Genomic DNA, 18,653 nt, shown 5'->3' with positions numbered 1-18,653 from the left:
TACACCGCTGCTTTGCACCGTGGAACCCGAAGCTGGCCAATGTCGGCTCTCAGTCATTCACGATTTTGGTATGTTCACGCCCTAGCGCCGGACGGTTTGCCGATAGTTTTAATCCGCGCTTTCCAGTTCCCTGGCGTTGCGCTCGGTTTCAAGGGGAAACAGCGCCAGGAAGCGCCGCTCGCCTTCCGAGGTGAACAGGATTGAGCGGCTGTCTTCCATTCGGTGCGCCCAACCCTTGTCGAAGAAGCTGGATAGCAGCGCCTTGCCGAGGCTGCCGGCAAGATGGGCGCGGCGCTCGCTCCAGTCGAGACAGAAGCGGCAGAGCGGGCGGCGTGTCGAACGCAATCCCGTCACATCTATGCCGATCGAGGTGAGATGCGTTTCGCCGCGTTCCGTCAGCCTCAAGCTCTCATCGACCGCCGAGATCGCGCCGGCCGCAATCAGGCTGTCGAGCATGCGTACGCCGTAATCGCCGGCCAGATGATCGTAGCAGATGCGCGCCTTGCGCAGTGCCGGTTCCTTCGGGCCGGGGCGATGGCGCAGGTGCCCTCGCGTGGCGGCAAAGCCCATGATACTCTCGAGAAGCTTGCCGACGCTGTCGTCGGCCAGTGCGAAATAGCGGTGCCGGCCCTGCTTGCGCTGCGCCAGCAGCCCGCCGGCTTCGAGCTTCGACAGATGCGTGCTCGCTGTCTGCACCGTAATACCGCCGGCCGCCGCCAACTCCGTTGCCGTCAGCGCGCGGCCATCCATCAGCGCGGTGAGCATGTTCGCCCGCGCCGGGTCGCCGATGAGTGCGCCAATCTGCGCTATGTCAGGACCTTCCTTCATACTTCGATCGTAACCGAAGCATCGACGTCAGGCAATGTGCGAAAACATCTCCGTTAACGAAGGAGAAAACCATGATCACCTGTTTCATCCGCTACGAAATCGACCCGTTCAAAAAAGATGCCTTCGCCGAATATGCCCGGGCCTGGGGCCAGGTTATACCGCGCAACGGTGTCGATCTCATCGGCTATTTCGCTCCGCACGAGGGGTCTGCGACGACGGCTTACGGCGTCTACAATATCGAGAGCCTGGCCGCCTATGAGGCCTATCGCACCCGTCTCGCTGCCGACCCGCTCGGTCAGGCGAACTTCGATTTTGCGCGCCGTGAACGTCTCTTCGTCAAGGAAGACCGTGTCTTCCTGAAAAACGTATCGTTGCCGCATGGTCCGAAGGTGGCGCCGTGATCGCCGTCATCTTCGAGGTCGTTCCTTATCTCGGCGAACGTCATCACTATCTCGATCTTGCCGGCAAGCTACGCGCCGAACTCGAGACGATCGACGGTTTCATCTCCATCGAACGCTTCGAGAGCCTTAGTTCGCGCGGCAAGATCCTGTCGCTGTCCTTCTGGCGCGACGAGGCGGCGGTGAAGGAATGGCGCAATCGTGAAGCCCATCGCGCCGCGCAAAAGGCCGGGCGAGGGACGGTCTTCGCCGATTACCGCCTGCGCATCGCGCATGTGGTGCGCGATTACGGGATGAACGAACGGGACGAGGCGCCGGCCGATAGCCTGATGGTGCATGATGGACCGAGGACAGTGAAGCCTAGCGACGACTGAAGACAGACTTATTTCCGGGAAATCGTGAAATGTGAGACCCGCTTTAGCCTTTGGTAACCAAGTTAGGTAACCATAACACTCAGTTAAGCGTAACGATTCAGTGTAACAGCGAGTATCACATGGCGTCAGTTTTCCCGCTTGCCGACCTTAGAACTTCCGCAACGCCGGGCTCTTGGGTCGACACGATCATCAAGGGCGATTGCGTGGCGGCTCTTGAAGCACTGCCCACGCATTCCGTCGATGTTATCTTCGCCGACCCACCCTACAATCTCCAGCTTGGCGGCACATTGCACCGCCCCGACCAGTCGCTGGTCGACGCCGTCGATGACGAGTGGGATCAGTTCGCTTCCTTCGAAGCCTATGATGCCTTCACCCGCGCCTGGTTGCTGGCCTGCCGCCGTGTCCTGAAGCCGACCGGCACCATCTGGGTCATCGGCTCCTATCACAACATTTTCCGCGTCGGCGCGACGATGCAGGATCTGAACTTCTGGATCCTGAACGACATCGTCTGGCGCAAGACCAACCCGATGCCGAATTTCAAGGGCCGTCGTTTCCAGAACGCCCATGAGACGATGATCTGGGCGAGCCCGAACGCCAAGACCAAGGGCTACACCTTCAACTACGACGCCATGAAGGCCGCCAATGACGATGTGCAGATGCGCTCGGATTGGCTGTTCCCGATCTGCAACGGCGGCGAGCGCCTGAAGGGTGACGACGGCAAGAAAGTACATCCGACGCAGAAGCCGGAAGCCCTGCTGGCGCGTGTCATCATGGCTTCGTCCAAGCCCGGCGACATCATTCTCGATCCGTTCTTCGGCTCCGGCACCACCGGCGCCGTCGCCAAGCGTCTCGGCCGCCACTTCGTCGGTATCGAGCGCGAGCAGGATTATATCGATGCGGCCAGCGCCCGCATTGCCTCCGTCGAACCGCTCGGCAAGGCGGAGTTGACGGTGATGACCGGCAAGAAGGCTGAAGCCCGCGTTGCCTTCAACGTGCTCGTTGAAAGCGGTCTGATCAAGCCCGGCCAGGTGCTGACGGATGCACGGCGGCGCCATAGCGCCATCGTTCGCGCCGACGGCACGGTTGCTGCCGGTGGTGAGGCCGGCTCCATTCATCGCCTCGGCGCGAAAGTCCAGGGCCTTGATGCATGCAACGGATGGACATTCTGGCACTTCGACGACGGGCAGTCCCTGCGCCCGATCGACGAACTCCGGGCGATCATCCGCAATGATATGGGGAAGGTGGGGTAGTCCCACTCATCTGACAGGCACGATCCCGTTCCAAAACCGCCCCACGGTTTTCGGGATCGCACTGCTGCCCATTCCGCACACTCGCCTTTCTCTGTCTTGTACCTCCAGTTAGGGAGGAAGGCGAAACGCCCAGGGCCAAAACCCTGGGCGTTATTTTTTGAGGTTGGCGGCTCAGAATTCCTGATAATCCGTCACATCGACCCGGACGACACGGCCATCCTCGTCGAAGGTGATCGTCTCTTCGCCCTCGCGAATAAGCGGCTTGCCGGTCTTGCTGTTTGTCGCTCGCACGGACCAGACGGAGCGACCGGACAGCGGCGTCAGCGTTTCCACCAATGAATTGGAGGCTGTCTGATCGGGATAGGTGTCGAAATAGCCGCGGAAGGCCTCCATGATCGCCTCGCGGCCGGCAAGGCTGCCGACGCCGTTCGAGACGTAGGTGGCGTTTTCCGCGAAGAAATTCTCGATCGTCGCGTAGTCGAGCCTGTTGATGGCGTCGTGAAACAGGGTGATGCGTTCTGCCGGGTCGAAAATCATGGGCTCAAACCTTAATGCCGTAGGCGGCGAGATCGCTGCGCAGCTTCGCAGCGCCGGTGAAATGAACTGCATGCCAGCCGGCCGCCTTGGCGCCTTCGACGTTGGCGAGCGAATCGTCAATGAAGATCGTCGACGCGGGATCGAGGCCGAAACTCTTCACATGCCTCTCATAGATCGCGACATCCGGCTTGATCAGACCGATATCGCCGGACACGGTAACGCCGCGCGGCTTGTTGAGGAAATCGAAGCGCGCCTGCGCCTCCCGAAACGTGTCGGATGCGAAATTGGTCAGCATGGTGACATCGCGGCCTTCCGCGATCAATCCTTCGAAGATCGCAATGCTGTCATCATAGGCATGCGGCACCATCTCGTGCCAATGCTTGCGGAAGGCGCGGATCTGCTCTTCGCGCTCCGGATGTTCGGCAATCAGCAGCGCCTCGGCGTCTTCCCAGGTGCGGCCGCGATCCTGCTCGATGTTCCATTCGTGGGTGCAGACATTGGTGAGGAACCAGTCACGCTCCGTCTTGTCGGGAATGATACGGCTGTAGGGAATATTCGGATCGTAGTGAATGAGAACCTTGCCGATATCGAAGACAATGTGCCGGATTTCGGTCGTCATGAATGATTTCCTGATGGTTAGGCGCTGGCTTTGCTAAACGCGAGAGGAATAGCCTGGGTGATCGCTTTTTTCATGACGGTCGGCAGGGCCTGCGCTTCAAGATTTGTAACCGGTTCCCACCATCCGTCATTGCGGTTGGCGCCCGCCGCCACTTGAGCGCGATAGATCGACAGCCGCAGTTCGAAGTGGGTGAAGACATGCGTCACGGTCCCCGCTGCCTGCCAATCGGCCGGGAAGGGGGCAGCATCGGTACTGGTTTCGCCGTCGATCCGCGCCGTCCAGCCGGTGGTCGGCACTTCGGTCATGCCGCCGAGCAGGCCGCTGGCAATGCGCCGGCGCAGATAGATCTCACCGTCGCCATTGACCGCCACGAAAGCGGCTCCCTGCCGCACAGGTTTTTCCTTCTTCGCCGCCTTCACCGGAAAATGTTCCGGATCATGCGAGGCCAGCGCCTCGCAGGCGTTGTTGAAAGGACAGAGCGCACAGGCCGGCCGCTTCGGCGTACAGATCGTCGCACCCAGATCCATCATCGCCTGCGCGAAGTCGCCTGGGCGGTCGGCGGGAGTCAGCAACGCCACCTTCTGCTTCATCAGGGGCTTGCCGGCGGGTAGGGGTGTCGAGATGGCATAGAGCCTGGAGATGACGCGCTCGACATTGCCGTCCATGACCGCCGCCTGCCGGTTAAAAGCGATGGCCGCGACTGCTGCGGCTGTGTAATCGCCGATCCCCGGCAAGGCTCGCAGCCCATCCTCGGTATCGGGAAAGCGCCCGCCATGCTCCGCCGCCACGGCTTCCGCGCATTTCTTCAGATTGCGAGCGCGGGCGTAATAGCCAAGGCCGGCCCAGGCGGCCATGACGTCATCGGTGGGCGCCGCCGCGAGATCGCCGACCGTCGGCCAGCGCGCGAGGAATTTGGCGAAATAGGCTTTGACCGCCGGCACAGTGGTCTGCTGCAGCATCACCTCCGACAGCCAGATATGATAGGGATCGGGTCGGATGCCCCGCGCCGCCATCGGCGGCGAGATCCGCCAGGGCAGGTCGCGGTGATGGCGGTCGTACCAGGCAAGCAGGGATGCGGCCGTCGGGAATTGAGATGTCATCGTCATGATTTGCCGCATCGAGGGGAAGTGCTCTATACTTGGCCAAGCTGCGTCGGACGATCAAGGTCCCGATCGCGCAAACGAGGTTCCGGACCGCTAATCATATGAGTTATCCCCGAAAAGGCGAAAAGCAGATTTCCGAGCTGACCAACGGCATCGTCGATCCGGTGCTGGCAAAGCGTGCTGGCATCAATACGGCACTGCTCGGATCCTGGGACGAAATCGCCGGCGAGGATTTCGCCGAATGCACGCGGCCTGAAAAGATTGCCTGGGCCAAGCGTGTAGGCTCGGGCGAGGAGGGCCGCTATCAGCCCGGCGTGCTGACCATCGCCTGCGAAGGTGCCCGCGCCCTGTTCCTGACCCATGCCCAGGGTGAACTCATCCAGCGCATCAACGGCTTCTTTGGCTTCCACGCCGTCAGCCAGATCCGTATCGTCCAGAAGCCTGTCTCGGTTGCCTCAAGACGCTCCCGCACTCCGCCGCCGCTGAAGGGCGAGGCGGCCCGCAAGCTGGAGGGGATGATGGATGGTATCGAGGACGACAAGCTGCGGGCTGCAATCCAGAGACTGGGGACGGCGATGGTCTGGAAGCGAGGAAGATAAACCGCTTCAATCGCCATCCCCATGCAATTCTGACGATAATTTAATCTCTCCGTCTTCTCCAGGTCACAATTCTTTGAAGAAAGTTGGTCAACCGTGCCTTGTTAGCGGCAACCAGCCGTTATATCGCAATGGACCATTCACAGACCTCCTAAACGACGGGTGACTCTATGCCGATGTCCGACATGCTCTTGACCAAACGCCACCTGCTGGGCGGCAGTGCCGTTGCGGCCCTCTCGGTAGCGTTCGCTGCCTTTGCCGACACCGCATCCGCCGCCAACGCCACGACGGCTGGTGGCGCGCAGGAGACGACCAGCACGGCCTCCACGCCAGAGGATGAAATTCCCACGGCCGATGGCAGCGTCGACATGAACGAAGTGCTGAAGCCCGGCTCCCTGCCGGAAATCGCGCTCGGCAAGGAAGATGCTCCAGTCAAGATCGTCGAATACATGTCGCTGACCTGCCCGCACTGCGCGCATTTCGCCGTCACCACCTTCGACGCCATCAAGCAGAAGTACATCGATACCGGCAAGGTTCGCTTCATCATCCGCGAATTCCCGTTCGATCCGCGCGCTGCCGCCGCCTTCATGCTGGCCCGTTGCGCGCCGCAGGAACAGTACATGCCGATGGTCGAAATGCTGTTCAAACAGCAGATCGCCTGGGCTTCGCCTGACGTCGATGGCCGTGCCGCACTGCTGCAAATGTCGAAACTTGCAGGTTTTACTGAGGATAGCTTTACGAAGTGCTTGACGAACCAGAAGCTTCTGGATGATGTCAACTCAGTTAGGGAACGTGCAGCCAAGGATTTCGGCGTCAATGCGACACCGACCTTCCTGATCAACGGCAAGCGTTACGCAGGAGACATGTCGGTTGGTGCCATGTCGAAGCTTATCGACAGCCTTCTCTGACCCGCGCATTTTGCAAATGGCGGGCGGCGGGGAAACCTGCGCGCCCGCTTTTCGCTGCCTCCCTCTTGAGGGGGGTGATCTCTGGGGTGAACAGATGATCACCCCACCCCGGACCTTTGGTCCGACCCTCCCCCTCAAGGGGAGGGTGGAGATCGGCCCATGAAGTTCAACAGGCTTCGTCTCGTCGGCTTCAAATCCTTCGTGGAACCAGCGGAATTCGTCATCGAGCGCGGTTTGACCGGCGTTGTCGGCCCGAACGGCTGCGGCAAGTCGAATCTTGTCGAGGCGCTGCGCTGGGTGATGGGCGAGAATTCCTACAAGAACATGCGCGCCTCCGGCATGGACGACGTGATCTTCTCCGGCTCCGGCAACCGGCCGGCGCGCAACACCGCGGAAGTCGGCCTCTATCTCGACAATAGCGATCGCACCGCGCCCGCCGCCTTCAACGACAGCGATGAAATCCAGGTCACGCGCCGTATCGAGCGCGAGCAGGGTTCGCTCTATCGCATCAACGGCAAGGAGGCCCGCGCCAAGGATGTGCAGCTGCTGTTTGCCGATGCGTCGACCGGCGCGCGCTCGCCGTCCATGGTCGGCCAGGGGCGTATCGGCGAGCTGATCCAGGCGAAGCCCCAGGCCCGCCGCCAGCTTCTCGAAGAGGCGGCCGGCATTTCCGGCCTGCATTCGCGCCGGCATGAAGCGGAGCTGCGCCTGCGCGCCGCCGAAGGCAATCTCGAGCGTCTCGACGACGTGACCTCGCAGCTCGAAAGCCAGATCGAGAGCCTGAAACGTCAGGCCCGTCAGGCCAACCGTTTCAAGACACTGTCCGCCGATATCCGCGCTCGCGAGGCCATGCTGCTGCATATCCATTGGGTGCAGGCCAAGGAGGCGGAAGCGGAGGCCGACAGCGGCCTCAACCAGGCAACCGTCCTGGTCGCCGAAAAGGCGCAGCTGCAGATGGAGGCGGCGAAGGCGCAAGGTATTGCCAGCTTCAAGCTGCCGGAGCTGCGTGACGACGAGGCAAAGGCTGCAGCCGCGCTGCAACGGCTGCAGTTTGCCCGCAATCAATTGGAAGAAGATGCCAATCGCATCCTGCGCCGTCGCGACGAGCTGACCCGCCGGCTGGCGCAACTGGGCGAGGATATCCGTCGTGAGGAGCGTCTTGTCGCCGACAACGCCGCGATCTTGGCCAAGCTCGATGCTGAAGAGGCGGATATTGCCGATATCCTTGCGGATTCCGGCCGGCTTGCCGAGGAGACGCGCGAGGCTTTCGAGGAGGCCGCGTCCAAGCTTGCAGATAGCGAAGGCATCTTCACCGCGCTGACGGCCGAACGCGCCGAGGCCGCCGCCGCGCGCAACCAGCTCGAACGCGCCATTCGCGATCTCGCCGATCGCAAGATGCGGCTGGAACGCCAGATGGACGAGGCGAACCGTGAGCTGTCCGCCATCGACGAGAAGATGGCCGTGCTGCCGGATCCCGGCGAAAAGCGCGATATGGTCGAAACCGCTGAGGGCGTCGTTGCCGATGCCGATGCGGCAATCCAGCGCGTCGAGACGGCTCTTGCCAAGGCTCGCGAAACCGAAGCTCTATCGCGCGCCCCGGCCGATCAGGCCCGCTCGCGGCTGAATGCCCTGGAAACGGAAGCGCGCACGATCTCGAAGATGCTGGCAGCGGGCGCCGCCTCCGGCACCTTCGCGCCGGTTGCCGAAGAGCTGCGTGTCGATCGCGGCTTCGAGACCGCGATTGGCGCGGCGCTCGGTGATGATCTGGAATCGCCGCTGGATCCGCAGGCACCCGCGTACTGGTCGGACAATGGCAGCGGCACCGCCGATCCCGTCTTGCCGGAAGGCGTAAAGCCGCTGATTTCCCATGTCGGCGCACCGGCTGCCCTGACGCGTCGCTTGCGCCAGATCGGCCTTGTCGCGGCCGGGGATGCCCTGCGTCTCATGCCGGCGTTGAAGCCGGGACAGCGGCTCGTGACCAAGGAAGGCGCCGTCTATCGTTGGGACGGGCATGTGACCGGGGCGGATGCGCCCAGTGCCGCGGCCCTGCGGCTGGCGCAGAAAAATCGCCTTGCCGAGCTTGAGGCCGAGGCCGAACTTGCGCGCGATGTGTTGCATGAGGCTGAAGAGCGTCTGGCTGCAGCCGGTGAGGCAATCCGGGCAGAGGAAGGCCGCCTGGCTGTTGCCCGTGATGCCAGCCGCCTTGCGGCTCGACATCTCGCTGAAGCCCGTGAAGCCCTGGTTGCGGCCGAACGCGCCTCCGGCGATCTGATCCGCCGCCGGGATATCATCACCGAGGCTGTCAGCCAGCTGCAGGCGCAGATGGAAGAAGTGACGGTGCAGGATGAAAATACCCGCATTGAACTGGAAGACGCGCCCGATCTGACGGCTATCGATATCAAGCTGCGCGACCAGCAGGCGGAAGTTGCGACCGATCGCGGCGTGCTGGCCGAGGCCCGCGCCCGACATGAGGGATTGAACCGGGAAAATGAGGCCCGGCAGCGCCGTATCCTGGCGATCCAGCAGGAGCGCGACGGCTGGCACCAACGTGCCGCCAGCGCCGAGGAGCATATCCAGACCCTGCGCGACCGCGAGGAAGAGGCGCGCGATGAAGCCGCCGAGCTTGACCTCGCCCCGGACGAATTCGACGACAAGCGCCGCGCGCTGATGAATGAGTTGCAAAAGGCCGAGGAGGCCCGTCGCGCCGCGGCCGACCGCCTGGCCGAAGCGGAAATCGTGCAGCGCGACGCCGACCGGCAAGCGACGACGGCCCTGTCCGAACTGGCGGAAAGCCGTGAAAAGCGCGGTCGTGTCGAGGAGCGGCTGGTGTCGGCTCGCGAGCGCCGGCAGGAGAGCGAGCTGCGTATCCGCCAGGCGCTCAATGTCGAACCGCACGAGGCGCTGCGGCTCGCCGGGCTGGCGGTGATGCAGGATATTCCCGATCCTCGCGAGATCGAGCGTGAGCTGGAGCGGCTAAGGATCGAGCGCGAGCGCCTGGGCGCTGTCAACTTACGGGCCGAGGAGGAAAGCAAGGAGTTGACCGAACGGCTACAGGCCTTGATCAAGGAGCGCGATGACGTTATCGACGCCATCCGTAAACTGCGCGGCGCGATCCAGAGCCTCAACCGCGAAGGCCGTGAACGGCTGATTGCCGCTTTCGATGTCGTCAACGCGCAATTCCAGCGGCTGTTCACTCATCTCTTCGGCGGCGGCACGGCCGAACTGCAACTGATCGAATCCGACGATCCGCTGGAAGCGGGCCTCGAAATCTTAGCCCGCCCGCCGGGCAAGAAGCCGCAGACCATGACGCTGCTTTCCGGCGGTGAGCAGGCGTTGACGGCCATGGCACTGATCTTCGCCGTGTTCCTCACCAATCCCGCGCCGATCTGCGTGCTGGACGAGGTGGACGCGCCGCTCGACGACCACAATGTCGAGCGCTATTGCAATCTGATGGATGAGATGTCCGCCTCGACCGAGACACGTTTCGTGGTCATCACCCACAATCCCATCACCATGGCGCGCATGGATCGCCTTTTCGGCGTCACCATGGCCGAGCAGGGCGTTTCCCAGCTCGTCTCCGTCGACCTGCAGACCGCCGAGCGGCTGCGAGAAATAGCCTAAGCGCATTCTCCCGACTGGAAAGAGAGAAAACTGTTTCCATATCGACAAGAAATTGCCGCTTCGGCTGCCGTACAGCTACAAAGCGTGATAGTTTTGTTTTCGATCAATAATACGTGGCGCTGAACCGCCCGGAAGGGAAGCATGTCTGGGTCTGATGGCAGTATTTTCGATATCCTCGGAATACTCGCCGTATTGTTTCTTGTGGCAGCCAATGGATTTTTCGTCGCCGCCGAGTTTTCTCTCGTGTCCGTGCGACGCAGCCGCGTGACAGAGCTGGTCGCCGAAGGGCGGATGAACTCCAAGGCGCTGCAAAAGGCGGTCGACAATCTCGACGCCAATCTTGCGGCCACGCAGCTTGGCATCACCATCTCCTCGCTTGCGCTTGGCTGGGTCGGTGAACCCGCACTCGCCCATCTCCTTGAGCCGCTTCTCGCTTTTCTGCCCGGCTCCTGGGCCGCTGCCGGATCGCATGCTGTCGCGGTTGCGATTTCCTTCATCATCATCACCGCCTTGCATATCGTGCTTGGCGAACTCGCGCCGAAGAGCCTGGCATTGCAGCGCAGCGAAGGTACGGCGCTGAGTGTCGTGCGGCCGCTCGGCCTCTTCCTCTTCCTGCTTCGCCCGGCGATCACGGTGCTGAATGGCCTCGGCAATCTGGTTCTTCGGCTTTTCGGTCTGCGGCCGGGCACCGGCGAAGGCTCGCTGCATTCGCCGGCGGAAATCAAGCTTCTGGTCGCCCAAAGCCAGGAAGCCGGTCTTTTGGAGCAGGCGCAGCAGGAACTGGTCGAACGCGTTTTCAACATCGGCGACCGGGACGTCTCCGACATCATGACGCCCCGGCTGGAAATCGATTGGATCGATGCCGACGACACGCCCGAGGAGATACAAAAAACCATTCGGGAGAGCCGTTTCGAACAGCTTCTCGTCAGCCGCGGATCGATAGACGAGCCGATCGGCATGGTCTTGAAGAAGGATCTCCTCGATCAGCTTCTGAACGGCAAGCCGCTCGATCCGATGGCGGTCATTCGCCAGCCGCTGATCGTCCACGAAGCAACCGCCGTCTTCAAGGTGCTGGAAAGCTTCAAGCGCGCGCCTGTCCGCCTTGCCATGGTCATCGATGAATATGGTAGCCTGGAGGGGATCGTCACGCAGACGGACCTCTTGGAGGCCATCGCCGGCGATCTGCCTGACATGGAAAACGAGAGCCCGGATGTCGTCGAGCGCGCTGATGGTTCGCTGCTGATGGAAGGCATGATGCCGGCCTACGACGCTTTCGAGCGGCTCGGCCTGCGCGATCGCTCAGAAGACAGCAACTTCCACACGCTCGCGGGCTTTGCGCTCTATCATCTGGGCCATCTGCCGGACGTCGGCGAAAGCTTCACATTCGACGGCTGGCATTTCGAGATCATCGATCTCGACGGCATGCGGATCGACAAGATATTGGCGCGGCGGGAGCCGGGGGCTTAGTTATTTGTTTAGGATCATTTAGGTTGCGTTGACGGCAGACCGTTGAGCTTCGGTTGGAATGGCGTGACCTCGATTTCTCCCTCTCGCTTGCGAGTTTGAGCAATGTCGTAGCTATTCTGCATTCGCATCAGCGTATCCATGGACACGCCGAATGCTTTTTCGATCCTGAGAGCCATCTCCGGCGAAAGATGCGCTCGTTCGTTGAGAAGAGCGGAAAGGGTCGGGCGCGTGACGCCGAGGGCCTTGGCGGCATCGGTGACGGAAAGCTCAAGAGCCTCAACGATCTCGCTTTTGACAAAACCGCCCGGATGGGCGGGGTTTTTCATGCGGATGCCCTGTATAGCGTTCATGACCACCTCCTAGTGATAGTCTTCATAATCGAGGTCGATGATCTCAATTTCCGTCCGGTCTATTCGAAACGTCAATCGCCAGTTTTTCGTAACAAACAGGCTCCAGGTGCCCTTGCGGTCGCCCGTCAGTTGATGGGCTTTCCAACTCGGAACCGTCCGCAATTCCTCTTCCTGCTCCATATCCTGAAGGAAAGAGATAATTCGCCGTAGCTTCGGCACGAAGGCAGATTGCAGGCCAGAGGCATCATCTTCCTCGATGAAGCGGCGTAGCCCTTTATGGATCACGTTTCTGATCTTCATGGCTTTAAATAGTAAATATGCCGTAGTGCGTCAAGTTACGCTTTACGAATTTGCTGCGGCAGGCATGGTTTTAAGGGCCATGATCCCATATTTATTGTGCAGCGCAACAATTTGCCGCATTTGTCGATTTTCTTTTCCGTCTCAATGAATTAAGTTCAGCTTAAGGAGTTGGACGGGGGAAAATGACCAAGTGGGTTTATACATTCGGCGATGGCAAGGCCGAGGGTCGCGCTAAGGATTATGAGCGGCTCGGGGGGAAGGGCGCCAATCTTGCCGAGATGTGCAGCCTTGGCCTGCCGGTTCCGCCCGGCCTGACGATCGTGAGCGATGCCTGCGCTTTCTATTACAAGAACGGCCGCAACGTTTCGGATGAGCTGAAACCGCAGGTCATGCAGGGGCTGAAGCAGATGGAAGCGATCACCGGGCGCAAGTTCGGCGATACCGCGCAGCCGCTGCTCGTCTCCGTGCGCTCCGGCGGGCGCGCCTCTATGCCCGGCATGATGGATACCGTCCTCAATCTTGGCCTCAACGATGCCACGGTGCAGGCGCTCGGCCACGATGCCGGCGATGCCCGCTTTGCCTGGGACAGCTACCGCCGCTTCATCCAGATGTATGCCGATGTCGTCATGGGTCTCGACAACGAGGTTTTCGAGGAGATCCTCGAGGACGAGAAGGCCCGTCTCGGCCATGAGTTCGATACCGATCTGTCCGCCGTCGAATGGCAGCATGTGGTCTCGCTCTACAAGACCGTCATCGAAGAGGAACTCGGCGAGGCCTTTCCGCAGGAACCGGAAGTGCAGCTTTGGGGGGCGGTCAGCGCCGTCTTTTCCAGCTGGATGAACCCGCGCGCGGTCACCTATCGCCATCTGCATAATATTCCGGAGGCTTGGGGCACGGCGGTCAATATCCAGGCCATGGTCTTCGGAAATCTCGGCAATTCGTCGGCGACCGGCGTCGCCTTCACCCGCAATCCATCGACCGGCGAGAAGGAGCTTTACGGCGAATTCCTCGTCAATGCACAAGGCGAAGATGTCGTCGCCGGCATTCGCACGCCGCAGAGCATCACCGAGGCTGCCCGCATCGCTTCCGGCTATGATCGGCCGTCGATGGAAAAGCTGATGCCGGAGGCCTTTGCCGAATTCCGCCGCATCTGTACCCAGCTTGAAACGCATTACCGTGACATGCAGGATCTGGAGTTCACCATCGAGCGCGGCAAGCTCTGGATGCTGCAGACCCGCGCCGGCAAACGCACCACCAAGGCGGCGATGAAGGTGGCGGTCGACATGGTCGACGAGGGCGTGATCACCGAAGATGAGGCCGTCTCGCGCATCGAGCCCTCGACGCTTGACCAGCTCCTGCATCCAACCATCGACCCGCGCGTCCATCGCGAAGTCATCGGCTCCGGCCTTCCAGCATCGCCGGGGGCGGCCACGGGCGAAATCGTCTTTACTGCCGAGGAGGCGATCGCTGCCGAGGAGGAGGGCCGCAAGGTCATCCTCGTGCGTATCGAGACCAGCCCCGAGGATATTCACGGCATGCATGCCGCCGAGGGGATCCTCACCACGCGCGGCGGCATGACCAGCCATGCGGCGGTCGTCGCCCGCGGCATGGGCCTGCCCTGCGTCGTCGGCGCCGGCACCATGCGCCTCGACATGCGCAACGAAAAGCTGATCGGCATCGGCATTACCCTGAAGAAGGGCGACATCATCACCATCGACGGTTCCGCCGGCCAGGTGCTGAAGGGCGAGGTGCAGATGATCCAGCCGGAGCTCTCCGGCGATTTCGGCCGCATTATGGAGTGGGCCGACCGCTCGCGCCGCATGACGGTGCGGACCAATGCCGATACGCCGGCGGACGCTCGCGCCGCCCGCGCCTTCGGCGCCGAGGGCATCGGCCTTTGCCGCACGGAGCATATGTTCTTCGAAGGCGATCGTATCCATGTGATGCGCGAGATGATCCTTGCGGAAGGCGAGGAGGGGCGCCGCGCAGCCCTCGACAAGCTCCTGCCGATGCAGCGGCTCGATTTCACCGGCCTGTTCACCATCATGCACGGCCTGCCGGTGACCATCCGCCTGCTCGACCCGCCCTTGCACGAATTCCTGCCGAAGACGGACGAGGAGATCGCCGAGGTCGCCGGCATCATGGGCATGGAGCCTGCCATCCTTCGCCAGCGGGTCGACGCACTGCATGAGTTCAACCCCATGCTCGGCCATCGCGGCTGCCGGCTGGCGATTTCCTATCCCGAAATCGTCGAGATGCAGGCCCGTGCCATCTTCGAGGCGGCGGTTGCCGCCGCGAAGGAGACGGGTGCGGCGGTGGTTCCGGAAATCATGGTGCCGCTGGTCGGTCTGCGTTCCGAGCTCGATTACGTCAAGGCGCGGATCGACGAGGTCGCCGGTGCCGTCATGACCGAAGCCGGCATGAAGATCGACTATCTCGTCGGCACCATGATCGAGCTGCCGCGCGCAGCACTTCGCGCCCATATTATCGCCGAGGCGGCCGAATTCTTCTCCTTCGGCACCAACGATTTGACGCAGACGACCTTCGGCATGTCGCGCGACGATGCCGCCGCTTTCATCCCGACCTACCAGCGCAAGGGCATCATCGAGCATGATCCCTTCATCTCGCTGGATTTCGATGGGGTGGGAGAGTTGATCCGCATCGCGACCGAACGCGGCCGCCGCACCCGCAACGACATGAAACTCGGCATCTGCGGCGAGCATGGCGGCGATCCCGCCTCGATCCATTTCTGCGAGGAGATCGGGCTGGATTACGTCTCCTGCTCGCCTTTCCGCGTGCCGATCGCGAGACTCGCGGCGGCACAGGCGGCCATCAAGGCCAGGATCTGACGCTCACGCGAGTGGCGGCGCGATCAACGCCGCCAGTAGCCGCGATGATGATAATAGCGCGGCCCGATGACATAGGGCGGTCCCCAGAAGAAATCGTCATTGCTTTCCATGAAGGCACGCTGGTCGGCGCGGCGACTCAAATCCTGGTTCATCATGCAATTCGCAAAATTCTGCGTGCCGGGCCTGAAGCCGTAGCCGCTGCATCTCGACTGGTCCGCCGCTCGGATCTCTTCCGCCGTCTGGCAGCCGGATAGGAGCAAGCCCGTGGCGATGAGGAGGAGTGCCGGAGAAATACGCATGACTCTATGTCCTGGATTGAGATGTGCAGGCCGAGATCATAATGCCGTGCGGCAGGGCGCGAAAGGCCTGTCGCACGGCTAAAACGTTCAGGCGGCGTCGTCCAGCCTTTCCGGCAGGCGTTGCAGCAGATCGACGAAGGCATCGGTGAAGCTGAGCAGATGCTCGGTTTCCTCACTCGGCTCCAGCACGCGAATTTCCGCTCCGTCCAGGTCGAGCGCCGCGAAGATGATCCGCATGTTCTCTCCGCCCTCCGGTATCCACAGAACGGCCAGCCGGCGGTATTCCGATATCAGTCCGGTGGCCGGAAGATCGAACAGGAGTTCGCCGCCCACAGCTCTGGCGGCGGTTCGCACCGCTTCGCAAAATCCCGCTTCCCCACCGGAAAAACCATCGAGCGAAAGCTCGAGTTCCAGCAGTTCGAGCGGCAGGGCAGGCTCGCTGGCATCGGCAGCCACGCCGGTCGATGCAGGCGATGGCTTGGCGGCGATGTCGGGCGATTTCTTCGTTCCCATCTCCTCAAGTCCTTTCATAGCCACGGTAAAACACGAAAATCATGGCCTTTTTTCGGAATTTAAGCAAGTACTCACGTTTTTGTGCTAGGCGATACCAAATCGGCTCGCAGTCGAAGCTTGTTTATCCGTGCCGCGACATCCGATTTATTTTCGCCGTTTCTTGCTCTAAACATGGGATCAGCCCCAGGGATTCGGTTCATCCGCTTTCCGATCCGACGCGCCGACGAGCCCTTGATGACCATTCGTTTCGACCGTCCCGTTTCGCATGCCGCCCGCGCCGCGCGCCTGATTGCTTCTTTTGCGCTGGTGCTGTGCGGGGTGATCTTGATCGGCCATCGGTTCGGGCCGCTGGAGACACCCTATTTCGTTCTACTGCTGCTGGTTTCGGCTGGCTTCGCAGCTCTTGCGGTGCTGCTTGCGGTCATTGGCCTCACGCAGCTCTGGCGGATGGCGGCGCTCGGCGGAGTTTCTGCCGTCAAAGCGCTGATCTATGCCGCGCTGCCGCTGGCGATCGTCGGCGTTGGTGTCGAGCGCTACTGGAGCCGGCCGGCGATCTATGATGTGTCCACCGATGTCACCGACGCTCCGGAATGGCTGGCGACGCCGGAGGCCAAGCAACTCTGGCTGCCGGCCAGGCGGCTTGTGACATCAGGGGATCGCGAGGCGCAGAATGTCGCCTATCCCGCGCTCACCAGTCGCCGTTATGAGGGGGCGTCCGACCGCGTGCTTGAAGCCGTGCGCAAGGTCGCCAGTGACAATCACATCACCATCGTCAAGGTTGAAGGCACCGATTTGGTCGATCCGAACGGCGATCAGAGACCGCGCCGTCGCACGCCCCGGCAGCGCCCGAGCCCGACGGCGGATGACAGCGCCGTCACCGACATGCCCGATATCATCCCGGTGCCGACGCCGCGCCCCTATCGCGACGGCGTAGCCGATCTCATCCGCCAGAATACCGATGTCGTCTTGCAGGGGCAGACCCGCACCCGCATTTTCGGCCTGCCTTTCGATGTGCTGATCCGCCTGCGCGAGGAGGCGGAGACGACATTGGTCGATGTCCGCGTCGCCTCGCGCTACGGTCAGGATGATCTCGGTATCAGCGCCGATATCGCCGAAAGCTATTTGAAGGCGCTGGACGCCGAGCTCCTGGGCATTGCCGGAAGCTGACCTGGTTTAGGCGGGCCTGTAAGCCCCGAGCAGCGCCGGCGGCCCGTCCGTCAGCACCTGACCCTTTTCCACCAGATCCTCCAGATGCGCCAGCACTGACAGGGCGGCGGCACCATGCAGGCGCGGGTCCGTGTCGCGGTAGATGGCCTTGACCATGTCGGGGATCAGCCGGTCTCCGACCTTGATACGCTCCAGCACGGCGCGCTCGCGCATGCGCCGGTGGGTTCGCAGGCCACGCATGAAGGAAGCGGGCTCCTTCACCGGGCCGCCATGGCCGGGCAGAAACAGGCGGTCGTCACGGGCAAGCAGTCGCTCGAGCGAGGCCATATAGTCGGCCATGGAGCCGTCCGGCGGCGCGACGATCGTCGTTGCCCAGGCCATGACATGGTCGGCGGAAAAGACGACGCCGCTGCCCTCTAGCGCGAAACAGGCATGATTGGCCGTATGGCCGGGCGTCAGAAGCGCGGTCAGCTGCCAACCGTCCCCCGAGACGCTTTCTCCATCGCCAAGCGTGATATCCGGCCGAAAATCCGTGTCCGAACTCTCGGCGAAAGGATTGACCTCACCCTCATGCAGGGGCCGCGCCGCCCGGTGCGGCCCCTGGCCGACCGTCAGCGCCCCCGTCGCCTCCTTCAGCCGCTTGGCGAGCGGCGAGTGGTCGCGATGGGTGTGGCTGACGAAGATATGCGTGACCTCGCGCCCCTTCAGCGCCGCCATCAGCGCGGCAAAATGCTCTTCATTCTCCGGACCGGGATCGATGACTGCGACCGACGAGCCGCCGACGATATAGCTGTTGGTGCCGTGAAAGGTGAAGGCGCTGGGATTGTTGACCGTCATCCGTTCGATGCCGGGCGCAACCGGCACGGCGCGGCCGTAGGCGGCCTCGAAGGCAAGATCGAAGTCTGGATTGCTCATGATCGCTTGTATTCGACCTCTATGAAGGACATCGGCTCGGAGCCGGCATTGACCACATTATGCTCGACGCCGGCTTCCCGCCGATAGGCCGCGCCCTTGGCAATGTCGACGCGCCTGTCTCCGCTCGGCTCCTCCAGCAGGAACTGGCAGTCGGTCATCGGCACCACGACATAGCCGAGGCCATGGACATGGTGGCCGGTATCGGCGCCCGGCTCGAAATCCCAGCGGGTAATCCGCACGACATCATCGTCGACAAGCACGGTGGGGACAGCGGGCGGGCGGGCACGATACTGGCTCATTGGGTCTCCTGATGGGATTTGGGGATGACAAGACCTAGCATAGCCACTTGGGAAGCGTATAAAAATATGCGCTCACCTATAACTTAATGATTGTGAGCGGATGCGACCTTTGCTAATCAGGCGGTGATTTGGCGCGGATCGTCGCCATGTCACTCTGGTGGGGCGTAGCCAAGCGGTAAGGCAGTGGTTTTTGGTACCGCCATCCCTGGTTCGAATCCAGGCGCCCCAGCCATTGCAATTTGGTCCGTTCTGGACACATG

At 61.9% G+C, this 18,653-nt stretch carries 19 protein-coding genes and 1 tRNA gene; 10 read left to right on the top strand and 10 right to left on the bottom strand.

Features of this window, described 5'->3' with window-relative positions; all coding sequences use genetic code 11:
* Nucleotides 1–108: 108 nt before the first annotated feature.
* Nucleotides 109–828, bottom strand: coding sequence for a helix-turn-helix transcriptional regulator (locus tag PMI03_RS13140; RefSeq protein ID WP_007693857.1), 720 nt, complete (start codon nucleotides 826–828; stop codon nucleotides 109–111).
* Between the two features lie 71 nt (nucleotides 829–899).
* Between PMI03_RS13140 and PMI03_RS13135 the strand changes: the two genes are divergently transcribed.
* The 3 genes from PMI03_RS13135 (at nucleotide 900) to PMI03_RS13125 (ending at nucleotide 2,850) form a co-directional block, all read left to right on the top strand.
* On the top strand, nucleotides 900–1,229 hold the full coding sequence (locus tag PMI03_RS13135) for an NIPSNAP family protein (protein WP_007693855.1): 330 nt from the start codon (nucleotides 900–902) through the stop codon (nucleotides 1,227–1,229).
* Entirely contained in the window at nucleotides 1,226–1,600 is a 375-nt protein-coding gene (locus PMI03_RS13130; protein WP_007693853.1) for an antibiotic biosynthesis monooxygenase, read from the top strand. Before PMI03_RS13135 ends, PMI03_RS13130 begins: the two co-directional genes overlap by 4 nt.
* Before the next feature lie 119 nt (nucleotides 1,601–1,719).
* On the top strand, nucleotides 1,720–2,850 hold the full coding sequence (locus tag PMI03_RS13125; protein WP_007693852.1) for a site-specific DNA-methyltransferase: 1,131 nt from the start codon (nucleotides 1,720–1,722) through the stop codon (nucleotides 2,848–2,850).
* 171 nt (nucleotides 2,851–3,021) lie between these two features.
* Here PMI03_RS13125 and PMI03_RS13120 read toward each other — a convergent pair whose 3' ends face one another.
* Genes PMI03_RS13120 through mutY form a run of 3 tightly spaced genes read right to left on the bottom strand, consistent with a single transcriptional unit; the run spans nucleotide 3,022 to nucleotide 5,112 of the window.
* Nucleotides 3,022–3,387 carry a nuclear transport factor 2 family protein gene (locus PMI03_RS13120; protein ID WP_007693849.1) on the bottom strand — a complete coding sequence of 122 codons (366 nt, stop codon included), beginning with the start codon at nucleotides 3,385–3,387 and terminating at the stop codon, nucleotides 3,022–3,024.
* A gap of 4 nt (nucleotides 3,388–3,391) precedes the next feature.
* Nucleotides 3,392–4,006 carry an HAD family phosphatase gene (locus tag PMI03_RS13115; RefSeq protein ID WP_007693847.1) on the bottom strand — a complete coding sequence of 205 codons (615 nt, stop codon included), beginning with the start codon at nucleotides 4,004–4,006 and terminating at the stop codon, nucleotides 3,392–3,394.
* Nucleotides 4,007–4,023: 17 nt separating this feature from the next.
* On the bottom strand, nucleotides 4,024–5,112 hold the full coding sequence (gene mutY, locus PMI03_RS13110; protein ID WP_012651066.1) for an A/G-specific adenine glycosylase: 1,089 nt from the start codon (nucleotides 5,110–5,112) through the stop codon (nucleotides 4,024–4,026).
* 98 nt (nucleotides 5,113–5,210) lie between these two features.
* Between mutY and PMI03_RS13105 the strand changes: the two genes are divergently transcribed.
* The 4 genes from PMI03_RS13105 (at nucleotide 5,211) to PMI03_RS13090 (ending at nucleotide 11,701) form a co-directional block, all read left to right on the top strand.
* Complete coding sequence (locus PMI03_RS13105) at nucleotides 5,211–5,708, top strand: DUF721 domain-containing protein (RefSeq protein WP_007693843.1); 498 nt, start codon at nucleotides 5,211–5,213, stop codon at nucleotides 5,706–5,708.
* Between the two features lie 167 nt (nucleotides 5,709–5,875).
* Entirely contained in the window at nucleotides 5,876–6,613 is a 738-nt protein-coding gene (locus tag PMI03_RS13100) for a DsbA family protein (RefSeq protein ID WP_007693841.1), read from the top strand.
* A 159-nt stretch (nucleotides 6,614–6,772) separates the two neighbouring features.
* Nucleotides 6,773–10,234: a chromosome segregation SMC family protein gene (locus PMI03_RS13095; RefSeq protein ID WP_007693839.1), complete on the top strand. Its 3,462-nt coding sequence runs from the start codon at nucleotides 6,773–6,775 to the stop codon at nucleotides 10,232–10,234.
* 141 nt (nucleotides 10,235–10,375) lie between these two features.
* Nucleotides 10,376–11,701 (top strand): hemolysin family protein, encoded by a 1,326-nt coding sequence (locus PMI03_RS13090; protein WP_007693837.1) that lies wholly within the window; start codon nucleotides 10,376–10,378, stop codon nucleotides 11,699–11,701.
* 14 nt (nucleotides 11,702–11,715) lie between these two features.
* On the opposite strand, the gene PMI03_RS13085 is transcribed toward PMI03_RS13090, so the two are convergent.
* Together PMI03_RS13085 and PMI03_RS13080 are read right to left on the bottom strand one after the other, a co-directional pair.
* Nucleotides 11,716–12,051, bottom strand: coding sequence for a HigA family addiction module antitoxin (locus tag PMI03_RS13085; protein ID WP_007693835.1), 336 nt, complete (start codon nucleotides 12,049–12,051; stop codon nucleotides 11,716–11,718).
* A 9-nt stretch (nucleotides 12,052–12,060) separates the two neighbouring features.
* Entirely contained in the window at nucleotides 12,061–12,336 is a 276-nt protein-coding gene (locus tag PMI03_RS13080; protein WP_234884832.1) for a type II toxin-antitoxin system RelE/ParE family toxin, read from the bottom strand.
* Between the two features lie 197 nt (nucleotides 12,337–12,533).
* On the opposite strand from PMI03_RS13080, the gene ppdK reads away from it, so the two are divergent.
* Nucleotides 12,534–15,200, top strand: a complete 2,667-nt coding sequence (gene ppdK, locus PMI03_RS13075) for a pyruvate, phosphate dikinase (RefSeq protein WP_007693832.1) — start codon at nucleotides 12,534–12,536, stop codon at nucleotides 15,198–15,200.
* A gap of 23 nt (nucleotides 15,201–15,223) precedes the next feature.
* Here the strand turns inward: ppdK and PMI03_RS13070 are convergent, their stop codons facing one another.
* Nucleotides 15,224–15,499, bottom strand: coding sequence for a hypothetical protein (locus tag PMI03_RS13070; RefSeq protein WP_007693831.1), 276 nt, complete (start codon nucleotides 15,497–15,499; stop codon nucleotides 15,224–15,226).
* A gap of 87 nt (nucleotides 15,500–15,586) precedes the next feature.
* On the bottom strand, nucleotides 15,587–16,012 hold the full coding sequence (locus PMI03_RS13065) for a hypothetical protein (RefSeq protein ID WP_007693830.1): 426 nt from the start codon (nucleotides 16,010–16,012) through the stop codon (nucleotides 15,587–15,589).
* Between the two features lie 234 nt (nucleotides 16,013–16,246).
* On the opposite strand from PMI03_RS13065, the gene PMI03_RS13060 reads away from it, so the two are divergent.
* Nucleotides 16,247–17,179: a DUF1499 domain-containing protein gene (locus PMI03_RS13060; RefSeq protein WP_007693829.1), complete on the top strand. Its 933-nt coding sequence runs from the start codon at nucleotides 16,247–16,249 to the stop codon at nucleotides 17,177–17,179.
* A 6-nt stretch (nucleotides 17,180–17,185) separates the two neighbouring features.
* On the opposite strand, the gene PMI03_RS13055 is transcribed toward PMI03_RS13060, so the two are convergent.
* Nucleotides 17,186–18,094 carry an MBL fold metallo-hydrolase gene (locus PMI03_RS13055; protein WP_007693828.1) on the bottom strand — a complete coding sequence of 303 codons (909 nt, stop codon included), beginning with the start codon at nucleotides 18,092–18,094 and terminating at the stop codon, nucleotides 17,186–17,188.
* Nucleotides 18,091–18,393, bottom strand: a complete 303-nt coding sequence (locus tag PMI03_RS13050) for a cupin domain-containing protein (protein WP_007693827.1) — start codon at nucleotides 18,391–18,393, stop codon at nucleotides 18,091–18,093. The genes PMI03_RS13055 and PMI03_RS13050 overlap by 4 nt, the downstream gene beginning before the upstream one ends.
* Nucleotides 18,394–18,551: 158 nt before the next feature.
* Here PMI03_RS13050 and PMI03_RS13045 point away from each other — a divergent pair.
* Nucleotides 18,552–18,625 (top strand) — tRNA-Gln (locus PMI03_RS13045).
* The last annotated feature ends 28 nt before the right edge of the window (nucleotides 18,626–18,653 follow it).

Source organism: Rhizobium sp. AP16, assembly GCF_000281735.1.
GTDB classification, from domain to species: Bacteria; Pseudomonadota; Alphaproteobacteria; order Rhizobiales; family Rhizobiaceae; genus Rhizobium; species Rhizobium rhizogenes.
This window is presented reverse-complemented; position numbering and strand designations above follow the sequence as displayed.